This is a genomic window from Nocardioides sp. BE266, from assembly GCF_031457855.1.
Classification (GTDB): Bacteria; Actinomycetota; Actinomycetes; order Propionibacteriales; family Nocardioidaceae; genus Nocardioides.
This window is the reverse complement of sequence record NZ_JAURTI010000002.1, coordinates 394,688-414,907: the sequence shown is the minus strand read 5'-3', so window position 1 is coordinate 414,907 and position 20,220 is coordinate 394,688. Positions and strand designations below refer to the sequence as shown.

At 69.3% G+C, this 20,220-nt stretch carries 19 protein-coding genes, 1 pseudogene and 1 other annotated feature; of the genes and pseudogenes, 7 read left to right on the top strand and 13 right to left on the bottom strand.

Going from position 1 to position 20,220, the window contains the following annotated elements; all coding sequences use genetic code 11:
* Positions 1-54 precede the first annotated feature (54 nt).
* The 3 genes from J2X46_RS06345 to J2X46_RS06335 all read right to left on the bottom strand — a co-directional run bounded on the left by J2X46_RS06345 (position 55) and on the right by J2X46_RS06335 (position 4,790).
* The gene (locus tag J2X46_RS06345) at positions 55-1,419 is read right to left on the bottom strand and encodes an FAD-binding oxidoreductase (protein WP_310248203.1); all 1,365 of its coding nucleotides are present in this window, start codon (positions 1,417-1,419) and stop codon (positions 55-57) included.
* 89 nt (positions 1,420-1,508) lie between these two features.
* Positions 1,509-2,885: an FAD-dependent oxidoreductase gene (locus J2X46_RS06340; protein WP_310248201.1), complete on the bottom strand. Its 1,377-nt coding sequence runs from the start codon at positions 2,883-2,885 to the stop codon at positions 1,509-1,511.
* A gap of 9 nt (positions 2,886-2,894) precedes the next feature.
* Positions 2,895-4,790 (bottom strand): BTAD domain-containing putative transcriptional regulator, encoded by a 1,896-nt coding sequence (locus tag J2X46_RS06335; protein WP_310248199.1) that lies wholly within the window; start codon positions 4,788-4,790, stop codon positions 2,895-2,897.
* Between the two features lie 291 nt (positions 4,791-5,081).
* Here J2X46_RS06335 and J2X46_RS06330 point away from each other — a divergent pair, with 291 nt between their 5' ends.
* Positions 5,082-5,261 (top strand): hypothetical protein, encoded by a 180-nt coding sequence (locus tag J2X46_RS06330; protein WP_310248198.1) that lies wholly within the window; start codon positions 5,082-5,084, stop codon positions 5,259-5,261.
* Between the two features lie 15 nt (positions 5,262-5,276).
* On the opposite strand, the gene J2X46_RS06325 is transcribed toward J2X46_RS06330, so the two are convergent.
* Positions 5,277-6,806 carry a PQQ-binding-like beta-propeller repeat protein gene (locus tag J2X46_RS06325; protein WP_310248196.1) on the bottom strand — a complete coding sequence of 510 codons (1,530 nt, stop codon included), beginning with the start codon at positions 6,804-6,806 and terminating at the stop codon, positions 5,277-5,279.
* A gap of 119 nt (positions 6,807-6,925) precedes the next feature.
* Between J2X46_RS06325 and J2X46_RS06320 the strand changes: the two genes are divergently transcribed.
* A complete protein-coding gene (locus tag J2X46_RS06320; protein ID WP_310248195.1) occupies positions 6,926-7,354 on the top strand; it encodes a hypothetical protein in 429 nt (142 codons plus the stop codon).
* A 4-nt stretch (positions 7,355-7,358) separates the two neighbouring features.
* On the opposite strand, the gene J2X46_RS06315 is transcribed toward J2X46_RS06320, so the two are convergent.
* From J2X46_RS06315 to J2X46_RS06300, 4 genes are read right to left on the bottom strand one after another with little or no spacing between them, the layout of a single operon-like run.
* Positions 7,359-7,982 carry a VC0807 family protein gene (locus J2X46_RS06315; RefSeq protein WP_310248193.1) on the bottom strand — a complete coding sequence of 208 codons (624 nt, stop codon included), beginning with the start codon at positions 7,980-7,982 and terminating at the stop codon, positions 7,359-7,361.
* Positions 7,979-8,569, bottom strand: coding sequence for a TetR/AcrR family transcriptional regulator (locus J2X46_RS06310; RefSeq protein ID WP_310248191.1), 591 nt, complete (start codon positions 8,567-8,569; stop codon positions 7,979-7,981). Before J2X46_RS06310 ends, J2X46_RS06315 begins: the two co-directional genes overlap by 4 nt.
* 49 nt (positions 8,570-8,618) lie before the next feature.
* On the bottom strand, positions 8,619-9,881 hold the full coding sequence (locus tag J2X46_RS06305; protein WP_310248190.1) for a DUF2786 domain-containing protein: 1,263 nt from the start codon (positions 9,879-9,881) through the stop codon (positions 8,619-8,621).
* A gap of 18 nt (positions 9,882-9,899) precedes the next feature.
* A complete protein-coding gene (locus J2X46_RS06300) occupies positions 9,900-10,490 on the bottom strand; it encodes a hypothetical protein (RefSeq protein WP_310248188.1) in 591 nt (196 codons plus the stop codon).
* Between the two features lie 128 nt (positions 10,491-10,618).
* On the opposite strand from J2X46_RS06300, the gene J2X46_RS06295 reads away from it, so the two are divergent.
* The 3 genes from J2X46_RS06295 to J2X46_RS06285 all read left to right on the top strand — a co-directional run bounded on the left by J2X46_RS06295 (position 10,619) and on the right by J2X46_RS06285 (position 12,011).
* On the top strand, positions 10,619-11,086 hold the full coding sequence (locus J2X46_RS06295; RefSeq protein ID WP_310248185.1) for a hypothetical protein: 468 nt from the start codon (positions 10,619-10,621) through the stop codon (positions 11,084-11,086).
* A 25-nt stretch (positions 11,087-11,111) separates the two neighbouring features.
* Entirely contained in the window at positions 11,112-11,651 is a 540-nt protein-coding gene (locus tag J2X46_RS06290) for a Uma2 family endonuclease (protein WP_310248184.1), read from the top strand.
* A 231-nt stretch (positions 11,652-11,882) separates the two neighbouring features.
* The gene (locus J2X46_RS06285; protein ID WP_310248181.1) at positions 11,883-12,011 is read left to right on the top strand and encodes a hypothetical protein; all 129 of its coding nucleotides are present in this window, start codon (positions 11,883-11,885) and stop codon (positions 12,009-12,011) included.
* Between the two features lie 258 nt (positions 12,012-12,269).
* Here J2X46_RS06285 and J2X46_RS06280 read toward each other — a convergent pair whose 3' ends face one another.
* The gene (locus tag J2X46_RS06280) at positions 12,270-13,055 is read right to left on the bottom strand and encodes a nuclease-related domain-containing protein (RefSeq protein ID WP_310248179.1); all 786 of its coding nucleotides are present in this window, start codon (positions 13,053-13,055) and stop codon (positions 12,270-12,272) included.
* 73 nt (positions 13,056-13,128) lie between these two features.
* On the opposite strand from J2X46_RS06280, the gene J2X46_RS06275 reads away from it, so the two are divergent.
* Complete coding sequence (locus J2X46_RS06275; protein WP_310248177.1) at positions 13,129-13,569, top strand: hypothetical protein; 441 nt, start codon at positions 13,129-13,131, stop codon at positions 13,567-13,569.
* Positions 13,532-14,771, top strand: a pseudogene (locus J2X46_RS06270) (IS3 family transposase). Before J2X46_RS06275 ends, J2X46_RS06270 begins: the two are co-directional and overlap by 38 nt.
* Positions 13,812-13,940 (top strand) — a sequence feature (AL1L pseudoknot). (Overlaps the previous pseudogene by 129 nt.)
* Positions 14,772-15,008: 237 nt before the next feature.
* Here the strand turns inward: J2X46_RS06270 and J2X46_RS06265 are convergent.
* From J2X46_RS06265 to J2X46_RS06250, 4 genes are all read right to left on the bottom strand, one after another.
* The gene (locus J2X46_RS06265; protein ID WP_310248174.1) at positions 15,009-16,196 is read right to left on the bottom strand and encodes a 5-methylcytosine restriction system specificity protein McrC; all 1,188 of its coding nucleotides are present in this window, start codon (positions 16,194-16,196) and stop codon (positions 15,009-15,011) included.
* A 3-nt stretch (positions 16,197-16,199) separates the two neighbouring features.
* Positions 16,200-18,809 (bottom strand): AAA family ATPase, encoded by a 2,610-nt coding sequence (locus J2X46_RS06260; RefSeq protein WP_310248172.1) that lies wholly within the window; start codon positions 18,807-18,809, stop codon positions 16,200-16,202.
* A 201-nt stretch (positions 18,810-19,010) separates the two neighbouring features.
* Positions 19,011-19,589, bottom strand: coding sequence for a hypothetical protein (locus J2X46_RS06255; protein WP_310248170.1), 579 nt, complete (start codon positions 19,587-19,589; stop codon positions 19,011-19,013).
* Between the two features lie 14 nt (positions 19,590-19,603).
* Positions 19,604-20,146: a hypothetical protein gene (locus J2X46_RS06250; protein WP_310248167.1), complete on the bottom strand. Its 543-nt coding sequence runs from the start codon at positions 20,144-20,146 to the stop codon at positions 19,604-19,606.
* Between the last annotated feature and the right edge of the window lie 74 nt (positions 20,147-20,220).

Sequence of the window (20,220 nt, the reverse complement as noted above, 5' to 3'; positions counted from 1 at the left end):
CACCCCACGACCCGCGACCCCACCATCCAGGGGGCCGCGGGTCGCGGTGGGGTCTCAGGCGAGCACGCCGCCGATCGCCATCACGCCGTCCGGGTCGTAGGTCCGGCGCGCCCGGCGCAGCCGCGCGAGGGTGACCTCGTCATAGGCGTCGACGTACTCCTCCGGCGTGAACGTGAAGTTCGGCAGCCGGTGGCCGCCGATCCACGGCGACATCGCGTCGAGGATCGCGTCGGCGTGGTCCTCGACGCCCGGGATCTCGGCGATGCTCACGACCAGCAGCGAGTACGCCGCCTCGCGCGAGGCGAAGGCACTCGGGTGCTCACCCGGCCGGGCGTAGGCGCCGCCCAGCTGGCGTACCTCCACCAGGATCTGCGGCGACGGGACCCCGGGGCCCGTCAGCGCCAGCAGCGCGGACGCCGCCTCCGCGGGGAACTCGGCGAGCACCTGCCCGGCCTCGGTGGCCGGGGTCGGGTCGAGCGGGTCGGTGTGGACCGAGTCGATCGCGACGTAGGGCTTCTCGGACACGTCGTCGAGGATCGCCTCACCGGCCGCGCGCATCGCGGCGAACCACTGCTCCCCCTCGATGGCCGAGCCGGTCCACACGAAGCGCACCGAGATCGTCAGCCGACCGGCGAGCATCGGCGGCACACCCTCCATGTCGGGCAGCTGGAAGAGGGCGAAGGACGTGGTGCCGGCCTCCGGGAGCTCCTCCGACCACGCGCGCCAGGCCTCGATGACCGCGGGCGCGTCGGCGCCGTCGAACCACAGCGAGCCGCCGTAGAACCGCGGCTGCGGCACCAGGTCGAACTCGATCGCGGTGACGATGCCCAGCATCCCCTTGCCGCCGCGCAGCGCGAAGAACAGCTCCGGGTGATCGGTCGGCGTGACCCTCCGCAGCACGCCGTCACCGGTGACGACCTCGATCGCGCGGACCTTGTCGCTGGCGAGGCCGTAGGTGCGGGCCATCGGGCCGAGCCCGCCGCCCGTCGTGTAGCCGACGATGCCGACGTCGGTGATCGAGCCCGACAGCGGCGCCAGGCCGTACGGCGCGGCGGCCTCCACGACCTTGAGCCACTTCACGCCGGCGCCCACGCGGGCCCAGCCCTCGGGGTGGACGACCACCTCGTCGAGGTCCTTGGTGGTGACCAGCAGGTCGGTGGTCAGGTCGGCCATCGGGCCGTGGCCGGTGGCCTGCGGGGTCACCCGGATGCCGTGGCGGGCCGCGAACTGCACGGCCTCGACGACGTCCCACGCGTCGAAGGCGGCGAGGACGGCGGCCGGGCGGACCGGGACCGCGACGTTCCACGGCGCGACGAGGGCGTCGTACCTCGTGTCCCCCGGAACCGCGACGGTGCCGATGGTGAGTGCGTCCAGCTCGGCAAACGGTGTGGCGTCGTAGCTGGTCTGTGCGATGGTCATGCTTCCTCCGTTGTGTCGTCGTTGACGAGACGAAGGTGCACCCGCGCACTTGCAGACGACTTGAGCCTGACTTGAGCCCCGTCGCGGAATCAGTCGTTTGGCGTGGCTCGAGGCGTCACAAACACGCCGTCGGGGTCGACAGACTGACGAATCCGCAGAAGCCGGTCGTACGCCGCTGCGGCGAACCCGCGCCGGGCGGCTGCCTCGTAGGCCATCGAGAGGTACGACGCGCGCGACGACCACGGGGCCAGCGAGTCGAGGATCCTCATCGCGTCCGCGCGTACGGCGCTCCACCCGGTGCCCACGTCGAGCCCGACGCCGAGCACGAGGAACTCCGCAGGCAGGTGGTCGAGGGCGCCGCCGCGCGGAGCCGGCCGCCTGAGCGCGCCGCCGAGCTGGCGCAGCTCGACGAAGAGCAGCTGGCTGCCCGAACCGGGTCCCGCGACCGCGACGAGGGCCTCCACCGCGTCGGCCGGGAAGCCGTCGACGAGCACGCTGTTGGCGTAGACCGCGGTCGGTTCCTGCGGGTCGAGCTGGAGGTGCGCGAGGTCGGCGGCCGGCACCAGGGCGAAGGTGTCGATCTCGGGCCCCAGCGCGCGCAGCGCGGCGATCGCCCGCGCACCGGCCTCGGCGTCGCCGAGCGCCACCGCGTCGATCATCACCATGCCGCGACCCCGGATGTCGGTCGGCAGGTCGGGGTCGTCGGGCACCTGGAAGATCCGGGCCACGCTGGTCACCGCCTCCGGTGCGCCCGTCGTCCAGTCGGCCCACGCGGTGAGCACGCGGCCTGCGTGCTGCCAGTCCCACGCCAGCATCCCGGCGTACGCCGTGCGCACCGGCAGCAGGTCGAACTCCAGGGCGGTGACGACCCCGAAGCCGCCGGTGCCGCCCCGCGCGGCCCACAGCAGGTCGGCGTCCTGGTCGTCGGTGGCGCGGACGAACGTGCCGTCGGCGAGCACCAGCTCGACGGCCGTGATCGCGCTGCACTGCAGGCCGTGCTGGCGGGAGTACCAGCTGACACCGCCGCCGAGCGACGAGCCGATCACGCCGACGCCGGGGCTGGACATGTGCATGCCGGCGAGGCCGACCCGGCCGGCCCGGGCGACCACGTCGCCCCAGAGCACGCCGGCCTCGGCCCGCGCCGTACGACCGGCGCCGTCGACCACCAGCCCGGTCATCGCCGAGGTCCTGAGCAGCACGGCGTCGCTGAGGCGTCCCGCGAGCGGCGGGGCGCCGTGGCCGGTGCCCTGCGGCGCGACCCGGAGCCCGGACGCGGCGGCGGCGCGGACGACCCGGGCGACCTCCTGCGGGTCGGCGGGGTAGGCGACCGCGGCGGGGTGCTCGTCGACCTGGAGGTTCCACGGCATCCGGGCCTCGTCGTAGAGGGGGTCGCCCGGCAGGTGGACGGCACCACCGGCCAGACCGCGGAGCGCGTCGGCGGTCGGGAGGGGGGTCGAGTCGGGCACGTCAGCACCTCACTGTCTCTGCACCCCAGCGTCGCCGGGCTGACTTGAGGATGACTTGAGCCGACCGAGCCGCTCGACGAGCAGGGCGCGCTCGCCCGTGGGTACGTCGGCGTGGATCGCGTCGCGGACCAGGGGGTTCACGAAGTCGAGCGGGTGGCCGTCGCGGAGGATCTCGCTGCGGGCGAGCTGGTCGAGGGCGCTGGCGACGTCCTCCTCGGGGAGCTGCGCGAGGTGCGCGACGCTCACCAGGTCGGCCACCGGACCGAGCATCGCGACCGCGCGCGCAACCGCGGTGACCGCGGGCGGCATCCGGCGCAGGCGCAGCGCCACGAGCGAGGTGATCGCCCGCGAGCCGACGGCCCGGACGGTGTCGAGGTGGGCGGCGTCGGGCGGGACGCCCTGGTCGGCGAGGGCCCGCAGCAGCTGGCGCAGGAGGAGCGGGTTGCCCGCGGTCATCCGGTGGCAGGTGGCGACGAACGCGTCGGCCCCGCGGCCGAGCCGGTCGGTCACCAGGGCAGCCGTGCCCTGCTCGGTGAGCGGCTGGGGGTGGAGGACGTCCGTCGTCTCGTCGGCGACCAGCTCGGCGAGCACGTCGGCCTGGTGCGGCTCGCCGGTCCGCACGGCGAGGACGACGAGCACGGCAAGTCCCTCGAGTCGCCTGACCAGGTAGCCGAGGAGCTGCAGCGACACCTCGTCGCACCACTGGACGTCGTCGACGCAGATCACGAACGGCGCGTCGTCGGCGAGCCTCCTCACGACCCCGAAGAGGTCGCGGAACGCGGAGTACCGGTCGGCGCTCCCGACGGCGTCGTCGGCGCCGGGGCCGAACAGCTGCCGGACCACGCCCCACTCGAAGGCCTGTTCCTGCGCGCTGCTCCGCGCCGACCGGACCCACACGCCGGCGGCCACCGCGAGGCGGCGTACCTCGTCGAGCAGGCGGGACTTGCCGATCCCGGCCGGGCCCTCGACCAGCAGGCAGCCGGAGCTCCCGGCGGCGAGGTCGCCGATCATCTGACGCAGCACTCCGACCTCGTGGTCGCGCTCGACGAGCCCGTCGGGAGTGCGTGGCCGCGGGATGCTCACCGCCACGGTGGTCGAGCTCACCACGGTGGTCGAGCTCAGTCGAGACCCCGGCCCGTCGAGGCCCGGTGACTGCGCGAGGACCTCTGCCTCCAGCGCACGCAGGGCCGGGCCCGGGTCGACACCGAGCTCGTCGGCGAGCACCGCACGCGCCCGGCGCAGTGACTCGAGCGCCGCGGCCTGGCGGTGCGCCCGGTAGAGAGCCAGGGTCAGCAGCCGCCAGCGCTCCTCGCGCAGGGGGTCCTCCTTGACCAGCGCCTCGAGCTCGCCGATCACGAGCTGGGCCTCGCCGAGCTCGAGCCGGGTGCCGAGGAGCCGCTCGCGCGCGACCCCGCGCAGCTCGGTCAGCCGGGCGATCTCGGCCTCCGCCCACGGCTCCCCCGCGTAGTCGGCGTACGCCGGTCCGCGCCACGACCGCAGCGCTGTGTCCAGCGTGCACACGGCGTCGGCCGGCGCCTGGCCCGCGGCCGACTCGACGTCGCGCTCGAAGGCCCACGCGTCGACGGCGTCCTGCTCCAGGCGCAGGACGTAGCCCGGTCCGGCGCGGGCGATCACCCCACCTCGCTGACGCGCACTCGCGTCCGGCTCGAGCCGCTTGCGCAGGTGACTGACGTACGCCTGCAGCGCACCGTTGGCGTTGGCAGGCGGGTGGTCGCCCCAGACGCAGTCGACGAGTCGATCGGCCGGCACCACCTGGTCGCGCTGCATCGCCAGCCCCGCCAGCACGGCGCGCTGACGGCGCCCGCCGAGGTCCACGACCGCGCCGTCCCGCGTGGCCGTGAGCTCGCCGAGCACCTGCAGGTTGAGTACCGGCTGCCCCTCCACCCCATTCCTCGCGTCGACTCCGTCGAGGATAGGGCCGTTCCGCGCCCGAGCGCCGCCCCGAAATTGGGCACAGTCCTCTCCCTCTCTCCCGGCTCCCGACCTAGGTGGTCGAGTAGCTCGCGAGGAACGAGCGGGCGTATCGAGACCCTCAGCCGTTGGTGGTTGAGGTGCGAGCGAAGCGAGCCTCGAAACCTCTCAGCCCAAACCGCCGAACCTCCCGCCAGACGTGCCCGAAGGTCCCTGCCGCGTGCCCCTCTGCCCACCTAGCGTGGAGATGAAGGGAGCACCACCATGAGCACCACCACCACAGGCCACGCCGGCAACGCCCTCTACGGCTTCGGCATCTTCGGCGCCTGGGTCTACTTCTGGATGCAGGCCGACGGCTTCTGGCAGCACGTCCTCGCCATCCTCGAGGGCATCGTGTGGCCGGCGTTCGCCGTCTACCACGGCCTCGACGCGCTCGGCGCCTGACGCAGCCGCAGGCCGCTACGACAGCTGGTAGCCCTGGACCGCGTGCCGGCTCGCCAGGACCCGCATGCCTTCGCCGACGTCGACGCCTCCTGTGAGCAGGGCGGCTACTCCGAGCCGGTCCATCGCCGATCGACCGAGCGACTTCCCAGAGGCCAGACACGGCTCGACGAACGATCGCTTCCGGTCGTCTCCGAACCCGACGACCCCCGTGCTGTCGTCGAACCGGTGCCGGAACGGCGTCGTGGCCTCACAGAGCAGCGGCTCCGCGGCATCGACCTCACGGGACGATCCGTCGACCAGCGACACCAGCCGAGTGCCATCAGGAGTCGGGACGATCGCCAGGTCGTCGGCGTCGACGACCCGGTCCACCTGGGCATCCATCGTGAGGATGTCGAGCACGAGAGTGTGCACGGCCCGTGCGCCCAGCTCCTGGCGCCACGTTGTCTCGCCGGTGCGCGGGTCGTAGCCCTCGATCCACCCGTGCGCCGACACCAACCGCGGATCCCGGTCCTCCTGGTAGGACCGCTTGCCCGAGAAGGAGCACCGCACGGGCACCTCCCAGCGCGTGAGGTCCAGGCATCGGATGTCAGCCCCACGGTGTCGCCAGAGCACCTTCCCCGTCTCGAGGTCGAGCCCGGCAGTACGCCTGTGTGCGAGGTCGAGGCGGACCACCTCGCCCCGCTCGTAACGGCGCACATCTGCATCGTCCGTGAGAGGGAGGAGCTGCACGACCGCGACGCCGGCCTCCTCGTCCACGAACCCGGAATCGTCGTCGACCAACCACGTCCGGCTGCCGGTGATCCGACCTTGAGGGACGCGCCACGAGGTCGGCCCAGCCCGACCGATCGCCTTGGCGACGGCGTACTGCTGCACGGGGCCGTAGACGGTGTAGACGTCGGAGCCCGGGGCGAGCGCGTTGGTGCCAGCGGGGAGGCGGTCCTTCTCGGGCCGCAGCTCCCACGACCCCATCACCCACCGCGTCTCCTCGAAGCGGTCGTCCGCGGAGATCCGCAGGCACACGTCGAGCCCGTCGTCGCAGGCCGGCGCACCGAACTGCGCAACGACGGGCCGCGTACGGGCGAGCACCTTGCCCGACCTGGGGTCGACGGCGAGGTACGGCAGCCTGGCACCGGGCCGCAGCTGGCGACCCGTCCCCGCCTGCTGCATGACGACGTACGTCTCCCCGTCCTCGGACTCGTGGACGAGGTCCCCGAGGTACGCGCCGACGCTGGCGTCGACCACCATGAGCGGCCGGCGCCAGAGGACGGCGCCGTCCGCGCGGTCGAGCGCGACGACGTCGATCTCGTCGCCCCGTGCGGCGACCGGGACGACCACGACGTCGCCCGCAGCGACCGGTGCCTGGAGTGCGTCGAGGCGTGCCGACCAGACGCGTCTCGCGTTGGTCGGCGCTGCGTCGATCACCGAGGTTGCTTCGCTCGCAGCGGCGGCGTCCGGCTGCGAGCGAGCACCTCCACCCCGATCGGCGGTGCCGCCGGAGCAGCCGGACACGAGGACGAGCACGACGAGGATCCCGAGAGCTTTCACCCGTTCGACGCTAGGGACGCGAGCCGCCCGGCACAGCCCCCGATGAGCAATCTGTGGATGACCGCCACGCCTGTGGAAGGCCGTTCGCCAAAGCGCCACGCGGAGATCAGGGTCGGGGCATGACCAGAGAACCCTTCGCTCCCACCATCCGATCCCAGACCGACCTCGAGGCCGCCTGGCGCCACCTCATGCGGCCGCAGTCCTTCGGCGGGCGGTCCGTCTGGATGATGTTCGTCATCGACGACGTCCCCGTGCCCCAGCTGACCGAGATCACCGAGGCCGACGAGCCTGACCCGGAGCTCATCGAGAACCTCGCCTTCATCCTGAGGAGGCTGGAGGCCGACGTCATCCCCGGTGCCCGCTTCGCCTTCCTGCTCTCGCGTCCCGGCTCGGGGTTCATCACCGCGCTCGACCGCCGCTGGGCATCGGCGCTCTACGACGCGGCTCGCGCGGCTGCAGTGCCGTGCGAGGTCGTGCACCTCGCGACGAAGGGGGCGATCCGTCCGATCCCGCCGGACGAGCTGGACGCCCTGGCCGCCACGGCGTGAGCCGCTACGCCTGGCTCGGCACGCGGCGTCGTCCGCCGATCGCCCCGGCGCGCACGTAGACGACCGTCGTCACCACGTTCAGCACGACCGCCGTGGCGACGTACATCGCCAGATTGAGTCCCGGCACCGCATCGGCCGGGAGCGTGTACGCCATCACCACCCGCGCGACCGCGTCGAGCAACGTGCCCGCCGCCCAGAGCGCGCTCGACGTACGCCACATCCGGCGGAACCACTCGTCCCGCTCCCAGCGCTCCTCCCAGTCGCCCACCCAGCCGAGCCGGCCCTCGACCATCGGCTTCGCGAACTGGTACGCCAGCGGCCGGTCCGCCCACCGCAGGCTGGCGAGGAACCAGAAGCCGACCCCGCCGGTGATCAGCGCGTCCTTGGCGAGCAGGAACCGCTCGTCGCCGGGCAGCAGCGAGATCGCGAAGCTCGCGAACAGCAGGACCGTGAAGAACGCCTCGAGCCCGCCCGGCCGGTTGCCACGGATGAGCGAGACGCACGCCGGCACCAGCGACAGCACCGCGCCGACGACGAGCGCGGCGTACACGCTGACACCGAAGTGACGCATGAGGTAGTAGAGGGCTGTAGACCCGACGATCCCGATGACCGGCCGCAACAGGGTCATGCGTCGGCCCTCGTGGCCCGGTCGAACAGCTCGACCAGCTCTGTTGCGTACGCCGCGCAGTCCAGGTCAGGGTCGGCCTGCAGCATGAAGGGAACCCCCTCCACGGCACGCTGGACAGTGGTCGCCATGACCTTGGGGTCGAAGCTGCGGAACTCCTTCGCTCGCTGCCCGTCCTCGAGGATCCGCTCCAGGTGACTGACGTCGCTCGGCGCCGGCTTGCCCTCGCCCCACGCGCCGGAGAGCACCACCTGGAGCAGTGCGGACATCTCGCTCCGATGGGTGTCCGAGTAGCCGACGACCCCCTCGATGTACGCCCTCAGCCTTCCCTTCGGACTCTCCTCCGCCATCACCAGCGCGCCGACGTGCTCGCCGATGCCGGTGATCACGCGCTCGACGAGCGCCGCGACGAGGTCGTCCTTGCCAGCGAAGTGGTAGCTGATCAGCCGCGTGCTCGACAGGCGCGCGTGCTCGGCGATCCGCTTGAACGACGCGCTGGAGTAGCCCTCGGCCGCGACCACCTCGATCGTCGCGTCGAGGATCTGGGCACGGCGGGCGGTGGCGGCGGCCGAGCGCTCTGTTACCTGCATGAGTAAACCATACGTCGGCTGAGTAACTCAGCGCCAGGACTCCGCCATCTCAGCCCGCGCTCAGCCCTCGGTGGACGTCGAGCTGTGCGAGATCGGCGGCAACGCGTCCGGCACGCCATCCGTCGCCGTTGCTCACGCTTGCTGGCCTCCCCGGCGTATGGGGCACCAGCCGGTCGAACTCCTCCGCCACCCGTTCCTCCTGCGAGCGCAGCACAGGCAGGTGGCCGCCGGCGCGAGCCGCCGACTCGCTGGCCTCGCGCAAGCGCTCACCGATGCGGGAGGCATAAGCGGTGAGGAGAGACTGCCGGAAGGACCTCGTCCGAGACACTCCGCCGACTGTGTTCCGGCTGCCGTGACGTGCCATCGCCAGGTCGGCCTGGACCAGGAGCGACGTCGTCAGCAGCTCGACTGCGTCGAGGTCGCCGATCGCCCCCACCACGACAATGAAGGCGTACCGCTGCGCGAAGGCCGTGCGGCAGCGGTTGGCAGATGCGACGGCGGCCACGAGGCTCGCTTTCGCAGCGACGTAGGGGGCGTCCAGCCAGATGCGGCGGACACGCGGTGATCGGGCGTCCGTCGGCCGTTCCTGATCACCCACCAACCGTCCCAGGGCGTATCGGGTGATCAGCTCCTGGGCCTTGGCGTAGAGCGCCTCCGCCTCGTGCTCGAAGTCGGTGGACTCGGCCTTGGCAAGCAGCGCGCGGACCTGCGCGAGCTTGGGGTGATCCGTCGCGCCAGCGAACGGAGTGCCGGCATCGACGGCGTCGGTGAGCAGCGGCGCGTGGGACAACAAGGCGGCGAGGCCGAGCGCCGACGCCAGGTCGTCCGGCGAGTCGACGACCAGCGGCCGCTCCGGACCGACGGCGTTCACCGCCGCAACCCACGCATGGTCTCGCCGTTGCCCATCGCGGCCCTCCTCGTGCAGGGCACCGACGAGCGTCGGCAGGTGCCGCTCCCCGAGGTGGCGTCGGACGAGCTGCGCCAGGTCTCCCGGTGGCCAGCCCGCCGAGGTCACGCCACGAGTCACGTGGACCAGCAGCTCGGCCACGACGATGTGCACCACGTGCGCAGGGGCCGGGGTCACCGATCGCTGGAGGTGCTCAGCCGACGCCGCCAGCACCTCATCATCAAGTCTGCGCGCACCCAGTCGGCGTACGGCAGCGCGGACCTTCACCTCGACCAGCTCGATGGCCTGCGCAGCATCCCAAGCAGAGGCCGGGTCGGCATCGGCCTGCGAGAACCCGGCCCTGGCGCGGTCCCGGGCCCGCTTCCGTTCGCGCGCAGCCCTGCGCTTCTTGTTGTTCACGCCCATCGCGCGCTCCCCCGGGATTCACACGGTCCTGAGCCGACGGCTGCCGGACCGGCGTCGGGACGTCTGTCGACGGTCGCGGTCGATGACCTCCTCGTAGGGCAGCGGCGGGTAGTCGAGATAGCGGGGGTCTGCCTTCCTGAGGACGTGCTGGCTGATGACGTTGTCCTCGACCCTGATCTCGAAGAGCTCCTTGTTGTCCCGGCGGCACCCGACGACGAGACCGTCGAGGCGGTGGTCGAAGGTGAAGTCATCAAAGACCTCCAGACCGGACCTTGACGCCTCGGCGCCGGGCACCAGGAAGTGCTGGAGCAAGTAGTCCAGCCACCGGGTGGGCTCGTAGATCTTCTCCTCGCCGTCGAGCGCGAGGCAGCAGCCGTCCCAGCAGGGCACCCACCTGCACCAGAGCTGCGGCTGCCCGGGCGCTGGACGGTTGGTGCGATCGGTGTCGTCCGAAGCCTGGTCGGCGTAGGGGTTGGGAGGGACGTAGTAGGGCCCCTCCTCCCGGTCGTAGCGCCTCGTCAGGCTGAAAGCCGACAGGTAGGCCTGCTCGGCCTCGTTGAGGCTCGGGGTGATGTCGATGTGTCCGAGGAAGTCGGTCGTGTATCCCATGCCCACAGCAAAGGCTGAAGACGTGGTCGGGCGCCACGACGGCTGCCCCAGGCTGTGGAGAACGGCCTCGTGCGGACTCCTGTGGATGACTGGCTGCACCCGACCAGCCGGCGCGCCACGCTCAAGCCATGACCACTGACATCGACGACGTCCTCGCCAAGTACGAGCTTCGCGACCCGCAGAGACTGCTCGAGGAGATTGCAGCAGCAGTACCCCTCAGCGACGGACGCGTGTACCTCGCGCTCGTGCACCAACCCGTGACCACGCAGCGGCTTCTCGCGCTCGAGGAGCTCACGCCTCTGCCGGTCGACATCGACGAGGGGCACCGCGGCAGGTCGGACCTGCTCTACGACCGGGTCTGGAAGCTGGCGATCCCGCCCCGGTCGGACGACTCGGCTTCCATTCTCGTCACGGTGATCGTGCGGTCCGGGATCAACGGATGGGGAGAAGAGGAGAAGCGCTGGGCCTCCGGATGGCGCTACAGCAACCACAACTCCGCCGCCTTCGACCGTGACCTGATCGTGGTCACCGAGCACGGCTGGTGCTCGCTGTGGTCCCACCATGGCGGCCACCAGCCGGCGATGGTGGCCGGGTGAGCCGGGATGGGGCACCCTTGTGAGCGTGACCGTCCTGCCGCAGAGTCGGCCGCTGACCGCCGACGACCTCAACGGCCTGCCCGATGACGGGCACCGGTACGAGCTCATCGACGGCACCCTCATCGTGACGCCGGCGCCGTCGTGGCGACACCAGCGTGCCGTGGCCAGGCTCATGAGGGCACTGATGGATGCGGCTGCTGACGGCCTCGAGGTGCTCTCCGCGCCGTTCGACGTACGCCTGGCTGACGACACGGTCCTTCAGCCCGATGTGCTCGTCTGTCGCGTGAGTGACCTGACGCAGCGCCACCTGCCCACCGCGCCGCTCCTCGCGATCGAGGTGCTCTCACCGTCGACGCGCCTGGTCGACCTCAGCCTCAAACGAGCTCGCTACGAGGCGGCCGGCTGCCTGTCCTACTGGGTGGCCGACCCGGAAGCGCCGGCCATCACCGCGTGGGAGCTGCACGAGGGAGCGTACGTCGAGGTCGCCGCGCTGTCGGGTGGAGAGCCCTTCACGGCGGCACACCCGTTCCCGGTCTCACTCACGCCCCAGAGCCTCGTCGACTGATCGGTCAAGGCTCCGGCACACGCTCGGTGGTCGAGTCGCCGCGAGGAACGAGCGGCGTATCGAGACCCGGGCCGTGACACCACGCACCGACACACCTGCGGCGCACGGCGGCTCGCCAGGTGACTCCCCGAGCCGACCAGGATGCGTCAACGGTGCCCGCCACGGAGGCGTCTGTCGCAGCACCCCTGCGCGTCCACCAGTGCGAGGCGCTCGAGGCCCTCGCCAAAGCGCGTGGCGACGCCGAGCACCCGCGCGCGTGGGTCCGACGCCGAGGTCTCCGCGACCGCCTTCGACGAGGCGATCGGCCTCGTCGGCGCCCCGCCCTACCTCGTCCCGCTACGCCCACGCGTCGCTCCCTGACGGTTTGGTCCGTACGCGCCGGGGCGCCCGTGTTGCTACGTGCAGCTCGTCGCGAGGTGTGACCCCCGGCCCCCACCGTTCTCGGCCGCAACGCCACCCTCGCCGGTCACTGCCTCTCCGCCTGGCGCACTGGGTCGGGCGAGGGCCAACTGCTGGCCGCTGCGAAGCCCGAGGGCGCCGGCGTCGTCGCCGCCGTCTCCGGCGAGGGCACCTACACCGCGACACGGTGATGCGGCGTACATGGTCGAGACGGGGGACCTACCGCTGCTTGTCCTGCCGCTCCCTGCGCTGCTTGTTGTGCTTCGCGTCCTTGGTCGGCGCGGGTTCGGACGGCGTGTCCACGATGGTGCTGACGAACTGCTCACTGAACCACTCGGACGCCTTGGTGAGGCTGCCGCTGCCGATCGCAGCGAGCAGGACGAGCGCACCGACGAGAGCCGCAACGGGACGACTCCTCTTGCGCGGTCGCGCTGCTCGCTGGGCGCGCGGCGCAGCGGGGGTGCGCACGGTGCCCACGCGTACCGCCTCGACGCACGCCTGTACGTCGTCGGGGCTTAGCACAGCGGGCCGCGAGGTCAGCATCTCGGTGAGGTTCTGCGTCGAGCAGATCATCACGTCTCGCGACCACTCGCTGAGCGGCTCGTCGCGGACGAAGCACAGGACACTCGTACACGACGTCGGCGTCGGGACGACGGCCTGCAGCGCGATCGCCGCCTCGCCGGCCGAGGTGATCGTCGACTCCCGCTTGCGACCGTTCTGCATCAGGACCTGATCACGCACCTCGATGCGACCGGACCAGTTCTTCGCGTCGACGACGAAGACACCGCCCGGACCGACCACGACGTGGTCGAGGTTCGCGCGCTGGCGCCCCGGCCAGGCGAGGTCGTGCAGAGCGACCCACGCCTCAGGCAGAGCCTCGAGCGCGCGGGCCACCGCAACCTCGCCCTCGGCGCCCTGCTCCCACAGCGCAGCCGACTTCTGCAGCCGCTCGGCCTTCTCGCGTTGCCGCCTGGCAACGTCGTACGCGGACTCTCCCGCAGTCATCCCGACCACCCCCCGGCGCACGACCCTAGGTAAAGAGACCGCCGCTCGCAGGCGAATCCGCCATGATGCGGCCGTGCGCATCGGAACCTGGAACCTCGCTGGTCGCTGGTCGGACGACCACCGCGCGTTGATGCTCGATGCCGACTGCGACGTCTGGTTGCTGACCGAAGTCAATGAACGGACGAGCCTGCCCGGCTACGCGCTACACATGACCCAATCGCGAATAGCCGCCCGGCGCCACTGGGCCGCCATCGCCAGCCGGCTGCCGATGTCATCGAGCCCCGACCCACACCCCGCGAGCGCCCAAGCCCAGATCGGCGCCACGACGTACGTCAGCTTGGTCCTGCCGTGGAAGGCGTGCGGCTCGCGCTTTCCGTGGGTCGGCGCTCGACACGCCGAGAAGACCGAGCACGCAATCGACGACCTGAACCGCCCCGGGATGTCCGGAGAGCTGATTCGTTGGAAGGATCACTCTCATGGCACGTCCCTCGAAGTACCCGCCCGAGCTGCGTGAGCGCGCGGTGCGGATGGTGATGGAGTCGCGTGCGGACTATCCGCACGAGGCGGCAGCGATCAGGTCGATCGCGGCGAAGCTCGGGATCACCTCGACCGAGTCGGTTCGCAAGTGGGTCCGGCAGGCCGAGGTCGATGGCGGTGTCCGGGCCGGGAAGACCAGCGAGGAGCTCGCCGAGTCAAGGCGCTCAAGCGGGAGAACGCCGAGCTGCGTCGAGCGAACGAGATCTTGAAGAGTGCCTCGGCTTTCTTCGCGGCGGAGCTCGACCGCCCCAACAGGTACTGATCGACTTCATCGACACCCACAAGGCCGACTACGGGATCGAGCCGATCTGTCGTGTGCTCGCCGAGCACGGGATCAAGATCGCCCCGTCGACTTACTACGAAGCCAGGTCCAGGCGTCCCTCGCGGCGTGAGCGGCGCGACGCCGAGATCGTCGCGGTGATCGCGGCCGAACGGGGCCGGCAACGGCTGCTGGCGCGGTTCGGGTCACGCAAGATGTGGCTCCACCTTCGCCGGCAAGGACACGACGTCGCCAGGTGCACGGTCGAGCGGCTCTACCGCCAGCAGGGCTGGGAAGGCGCACTACGACTGAAGAAGGTCCGCACCACCATCGCCGACCCCTCGGCCGAACGACCACTGGACCGGGTAGACCGGCAGTTCTGGGCCGCACGACCGAACCAGCTGTGGGTCGCGGACTTCACCTACGTCGCGACCTGGTCCGGCACGGTCTACGTCGCCTTCATCTTCGACGTCTTCTCCCGGCGCATCGTGGGTTGGCGGGCAGCGACGAGGATGACGACCGATCTGGTCCTCGACACCCTCGAACACGCGATCTGGACCCGCCAGCAGGCCGGCATCACTGATCTGTCGGGGTTGGTCCACCACACCGACGCCGGGTCGCAGTACGTCAGCTTCGCCTTCACCGAACGGCTCGTAGACGAGGGCGTCGACCCCTCTGTCGGGTCGGTGGGCGATGCCTACGACAACGCGCTCGCTGAGTCCCAGATCGGGCTCTACAAAGCCGAGCTGATCCGTCCCGAAGGACCCTGGCGCGGCGTCGAGCACGTCGAGCTCGAGACCCTCAACTGGGTCGACTTCTTCAACAACGAGCGACCGCACGAGGCCATAGAGGACCTGACCCCGGTCGAGGCCGAAGAACTTCACTACGCTGCAAGAAACCAGCTCACGCCGACCGGCTGAGCCACCAAACCCAGCCTCCGGAAAATCCGGGGCGGTTCAAACCGTTGTCATGCCTTGCGCCAGGTAAGCATCACCAAGCACCTCCCACGGTGGAGACCGACCTCACCTGCCGCACCCGAGCACCGGTAGCGATACATGACAGCGCCCACACGGTGATGCAGGGTCGCTCAGCCCAGCCAGCGCGGCGCCGTGTCGCTCGCGAAGTGCGCTTGCACAACCCTCTTGGTGCTCCTGGCGCTACAGCACTCGACGAGCAGGCGCCGCGGCCAGCTCGTCAGCCAGGTGCTTCACCTGTGCCAGCAGTTCCTCCGGAGGTCGGGTCAGGTCCAGCGTGTGCGCCGCGATGGTGACGTCGGTTCCGACCACTCGGTGGACGGCAGGCTCGTCGTTGCCTTTGGCATAGACAAGGTGCCCTTGCTGCAAACCGAGCACCGTGCAGTACGCCAGGAGCTGGTAGAGGTCGGCGTTGGGGAAACCCTCTGGCTTCTCTGCCTTGTACTTGGCGTCTACGACGATCCGCTGGCCGGAGAACGACGTCCAGAGGAAGTCAGGCTTCATCTGCACTTGTTGGTCTCGATCCAAGTGCATCTGGTGCTGCAGCTGAGCCCGGCCCTTGCAAGCCAAGACTTCCTTCAGTGCAACGCAGACGAAGTCCTCGAAGATCCGCCACATATCGAAGACGAAGCCACTGGCGTGGAGGCTGCCCACTCGCTGCTCGAAGGAGTCGCCGGCCAAGATGACCTCGGCCAGGTGGAGCGCTGGCTGGTAGCGCGTGTTGAGCCGCGACGGTTGCCATCTCGGCAACATGGATCCTCGAGCGATCGGCGTGACGCCGGTGAGCTCGAGGCGGAGACGCTGAAGCGCGTGGCGCGTCTTGGGGCGGAGCTTCTCCACACGCAGCAGGCGTAGCGCTGCCGACAACAGCAGTTGGTTCTCGGCGATGTCGACAGTGAAATCGTCGTAGGACACCTCCACGGGCAGCATCCGGCCGAAGCGGCGGCTGATCTGCTCCCCCACACGGATTCGTCCCCGGACGAGGGGCAGCGCTTCGTCGATCGAGGTGTATCCGTGCATCAGACCCTGCTCGAGCGCGGTGGTCGCCGCCCGACGGAACGACTCCGCGAGCGCCTCGACAAGGTCGGATTCCACGTCCACCAACACGGATCGGTCGCGCCAGAACTTCGGACGTCGGGCGTAGCTCATCAGGAAGACCAGGCGATCGACCGGGATCTTCGGGCGAACCACGACCTGCAGGTCACCGATCCGCGCCACGCCGACCTTGCGTCCCGCTTGCACGTCCCAGGTCCTCGCGCCGGGGGTTCGGTTGACCACGCCGAGCTCGCACTCGAGCAGCGCCAACGCTTCGTCGTCGGTGAGCGTGACGGGCTTGCTTGGTTGACCTTCGGTGAGCTCCAGGATGCGCACCGGTTACACCTCACCTCCGGTCGCTTCCGCGGGGGTCGCGGCATCCAGGACTGCAGGATCGGACACCACCTTCTTGTCGACGCGCGCCGAGATCGCGTCGTACCCATAGCGCGCCGCAACATCGGCTGTGCTCATCTCGCCGTAGTGGTGCTCCTCCAGAAGCGGAAGGATCGACGTGCGCCAGGTGCGCTCGAGGCCACCGTCGTCGTACACGGCCGGACGCATGAAGTACGACGGACCGATCTTGAAGTCCTCGTCGGCGATCTGGCTATTCAACTCGTCGAGCAGATCGGCCACCCGTGTCGGTCGCTTGGTCGCCTCCAGCCACCTCCTCAGCACTCCGTTGGTCGGCTCCTCTGACGGGTGCAGCGGTTTGAACGCGAAGCGCCGCCGCATGGCAGCATCCACGAGCGCGATGGACCGATCGGCAGTGTTCATCGTCCCGATGATGAAGACGTTGGGCGGCAGGTTGAAGTCACCCTCACCGTAGAGCAGTTCGATCGACTCTTCGCGGTACTCGAGGAGGAAGTAGAGCTCACCGAACACCTTGGCCAGGTTGCCGCGGTTCATCTCGTCGATGATCAGCATGTGGGGAACGGACGAGGCGTCCTTGGCGCTGTCTACCACCCGACGCATCGGACCAGGAGTCAGCTCGAAGCCGCCGTCTTTGGTCGGCCGGTATCCCTCGAAGAAGTCTTCGTAGGAGTACGACGGATGGAACTGCACCAACCGCACCTTGTCACCCGCGAGGTGCTTGGCGAGCTTCTGAGCGATGTAGGTCTTGCCTGTTCCTGGAGGTCCGTAGAACACGAGCTGCGGACGATCTCTCAGCAGCTCGATGCACTCCTGCAGCCACCCTCGGCTCACGTGCAGCGACTCCGCCAGCTCGTCGGTTGCGTCTGGCAAGTCGAGCTTCGTGGGACCGGGCCGCAACACCGGGCGATCTACGAGCTCCTCGAGGAGGGACAACTGCTGGGTGAGGTCGAGGACGTCCCGCTGCACCTTGAGTCGTGCTTGAAGTTCTTCCGGCAGGGTGTCGATGTCAAGCGCTCGGGGGCGCCACGACACCGGCATCCGTAGATGCGTGTCAACGTCATTGCTGACGTACTCGGCAGGACCTGCCACCTCGCCGAGATGCAGCTTGCCTGCGTCCACGGTGACAATCACATGACCCAGCTGCATCCGGCTCAGGAAGGCGTGGAACGCGTCGAGTTTCTCACGCTTGGCGGAGTACGACGCGTGTGCGTAGTCCTCGTCCACAACCGGGGCGAGATCCCCGCGACTGATGCCTGCGGCAACCTCTCGCAGACTCGTGGCGGACAGCGTCGCCTGGCCCTCACGCAACCAGGTGGGCACAAGATCGACGCCATTGACGTTGTTGCCGCGGACGAGCCACGCCCTCCTGCTGACCCTGGCGACATGGCCACTCGCTTCCAGCCACTCTCGAAGTTCTTGCGCAGTGACCCGCTGCGCGGGGTCCGCTTTGCCGGCGGCGTCGAACGTCACTCCTTCGACTTCCAAGGCATCGCGTTGCGTGACTCCCTCTGGCAACCAACTGGTCTCTCCGTTGCCGTACTGGGCATAAGTGGTTCCGTCGTGCCTGATGATCCGATGACCGTTCGGGTGCTCAACGAGCCCGACGTACTCGCCAACGTTCCCGGCCGTGAGGCCCGCGACCTCGCCGACGTCTGCGTACGTAGTCCAACGGCCTTCAGGCACCAGCGCGATCGCGGCTGAGGCCGTTACGTAGCCCGGCGTCTTGAATCGAGCGCGCTGCTGAAGCTTTTCGGGCGTGGCTGGCACTCCCGATCGAGTGCGATCCGGATCCCAGACGTCGACAATCGGTGGCGCATAGAAGCTGCCGCCAGGGTGCCTCTTCGCAAGCCCACTTCGGATTTGGAACAACTCTTCATCGAGGTCGACCGCATTGTCGTCGACTAGTTCCTGGAAGGCTTGGCGGATCGCAGCGCGGTGACCGCTGCTGACAACCGACAAGAAGTAATCAGGAAACAGCAGCCACGACACTGCGCGGCGCTGTGCGGGCTCCTTGGGGAAGGTCACCGTCCCCAACACGGCTGTCCATTCGCGCGGAGCACTGAGAGCGACGGCTCGGTCTTCGCGATCCAGCGAGAGCAATGCGATGGCCAACTTGACCAGCAACGCGAGCTGGAAAGGCCGGCGCGTCTTGAATGCCACGCCGCCGTTGAAAGCGCCGAAGTTCATGGCCTCGAGGACATTCGACGGAAGAGCGACCGGCTCGGCCATCTTGAACAGGATGCTCTCGATCAACTGGCGCTTGGTCTCCGGTCGGTAGTCCGATAGCGGCGCGAGGTTGAGATACCACAGCTCGGCGAAGAGCTGCAGGGCCTCGTCGTTGACACCCTCCAGCTGATCAGCGAGCTTCTCGGTGAAGGACCGGCCACCTTCGTCCGGCCTGTCCACAAAAGCCGCCTCCAGAGCCCGGGCATTGCGCAGCGTCCAGATCGACCGACCCGGGGTGAACACCGAGTCCTCTTCACTGATGGCGCGAAGGAACTCCAGTCCAATCGCCCGAAGCGGTGGCGGAGCGTCGTCAATGCCCCGTGGTGCCTCAACGGCCTGGTCGGTTGTCATGTTGCCTCCTCGAGGCGACGGTACGTGGCGCTGCTGACAGTCATGCTTCGTAGTACTCGAGCCGGTCGCGGGCGCGACGACGAACGACGGCATGCCCAGGTCCTTTGCCCGGTCCACGACCAGGCTCTCCAAGGACCGATTCCTCTGTCCGGCCGCGTTGAGCTGGATGAATGTGGATTCCGCGAAGGGCTGGCCCACGAGCTACCGCGTAGCACGTACGGGATCGTCGGCATCGCGCACCCGCTCGTATGGCGCCGAATCGACTCCGGCACCGCACGCGTCGTCGACAAGTTCCGAGATGAGAGCCCGCACCCGAGCGGCGTCGACGCCGCGTCGGGCTTCCACGATCTCGCGCAGTTCATCTCCGGACCGATGGGTGTAGCAGGTGAGCTGGGCTTTCAGGCTACGTTGGCTCGCCTCGCTCAGCATGCTCCGACGCGTGCCGAGCTCCACCCACTCCACGGGACGTCGGTATCCGTAGATCGGCACGTCGGCGTCCCAATACGCCGGACTGGAGACAACACCCAGGTCGATCGTCCCGGTGCCACGGACGGGCGCGACCACGACGTCCCCTTCTTCGATGGCCGTGCAGAAGAGCCACACCTGGCCACTCCAGTTGCCGACTTGGCGTTCGGTGACGTCTGGATGCGCTTCACGGACCAGAGCCTTTACCTCTGGATAATCGCGACCAATCGCCTCAGCGCCAATTCTCTCGTCCCAGCCGATGGCGGCAATGCCCTCGGTGCGTAGTTGCTCCTGAGGTTGCGAGTCGTTGCGCACCACGCAGACTCTGGTCACTCGTCACTTCCTTGGTAGTACGCAAAGCGGTCAGCGGCCGCGACGATCACCCGTGGTTCCAGCGCATACTTGCCTCCAAGCTCGACGACGAACTGCTCCAGGCTCAAGTCCAGCCTGCCGCCTTGATAGAGAGCCAAGAAGGTGGTGCTCGCACGCCCGCTGTCGATGAGCGCCCTGAGCTCAGCCTCGGGATCGGGCGAGCGGGCAATCGCGACGTAGTCGCGGGCGGCGATCTTCGTCTCGTCGGTGACGCGCGCCGCCAGATCCCACACAGCCTGAGCCAGCGGTGACCTTGCTGTGGGAGGTCGCGCAACACTGGTGCCGCGATAGACATAGCGACCGTTCCCAAGGAAGTCCAGCACGCCCTCGTCACGCAGCCGCTGCATGACTTGGCGCATCGTGTCCCGCACGGTGGTGTTCGCGGGATAGAGCGATTGCAGCCGTGCTTCGGCGCGCGCGTAGAAGTCGAGGAGCGTGAACTCCTGCCCTGTTCGATAGGACCGGGCCAGCTCGTCAGTAACGGCGCGCTTCCAGGTCATGGGGTCACAGAACCAGACCTGGCGTTGAAGGGCGAGGACCGAGACCAGGGTCGGCTCTTGTGGTTCAGCGAGAG

Excerpts from the sequence above, each read along its gene's own strand:
- J2X46_RS06345 (WP_310248203.1), bottom strand. The coding sequence starts at position 1,419 with ATGACCATCGCACAGACCAGCTACGACGCCACACCGTTTGCCGAGCTG.
- J2X46_RS06330 (WP_310248198.1), top strand. The coding sequence starts at position 5,082 with ATGAGCACCACCACCACAGGCCACGCCGGCAACGCCCTCTACGGCTTC.
- J2X46_RS06320 (WP_310248195.1), top strand. The coding sequence starts at position 6,926 with ATGACCAGAGAACCCTTCGCTCCCACCATCCGATCCCAGACCGACCTC.
- J2X46_RS06315 (WP_310248193.1), bottom strand. The coding sequence starts at position 7,982 with ATGACCCTGTTGCGGCCGGTCATCGGGATCGTCGGGTCTACAGCCCTC.
- J2X46_RS06310 (WP_310248191.1), bottom strand. The coding sequence starts at position 8,569 with ATGCAGGTAACAGAGCGCTCGGCCGCCGCCACCGCCCGCCGTGCCCAG.
- J2X46_RS06305 (WP_310248190.1), bottom strand. The coding sequence starts at position 9,881 with ATGGGCGTGAACAACAAGAAGCGCAGGGCTGCGCGCGAACGGAAGCGG.
- J2X46_RS06300 (WP_310248188.1), bottom strand. The coding sequence starts at position 10,490 with ATGGGATACACGACCGACTTCCTCGGACACATCGACATCACCCCGAGC.
- J2X46_RS06295 (WP_310248185.1), top strand. The coding sequence starts at position 10,619 with ATGACCACTGACATCGACGACGTCCTCGCCAAGTACGAGCTTCGCGAC.
- J2X46_RS06280 (WP_310248179.1), bottom strand. The coding sequence starts at position 13,055 with ATGACTGCGGGAGAGTCCGCGTACGACGTTGCCAGGCGGCAACGCGAG.
- J2X46_RS06260 (WP_310248172.1), bottom strand. The coding sequence starts at position 18,809 with ATGACAACCGACCAGGCCGTTGAGGCACCACGGGGCATTGACGACGCT.
- J2X46_RS06250 (WP_310248167.1), bottom strand. The coding sequence starts at position 20,146 with ATGACCTGGAAGCGCGCCGTTACTGACGAGCTGGCCCGGTCCTATCGA.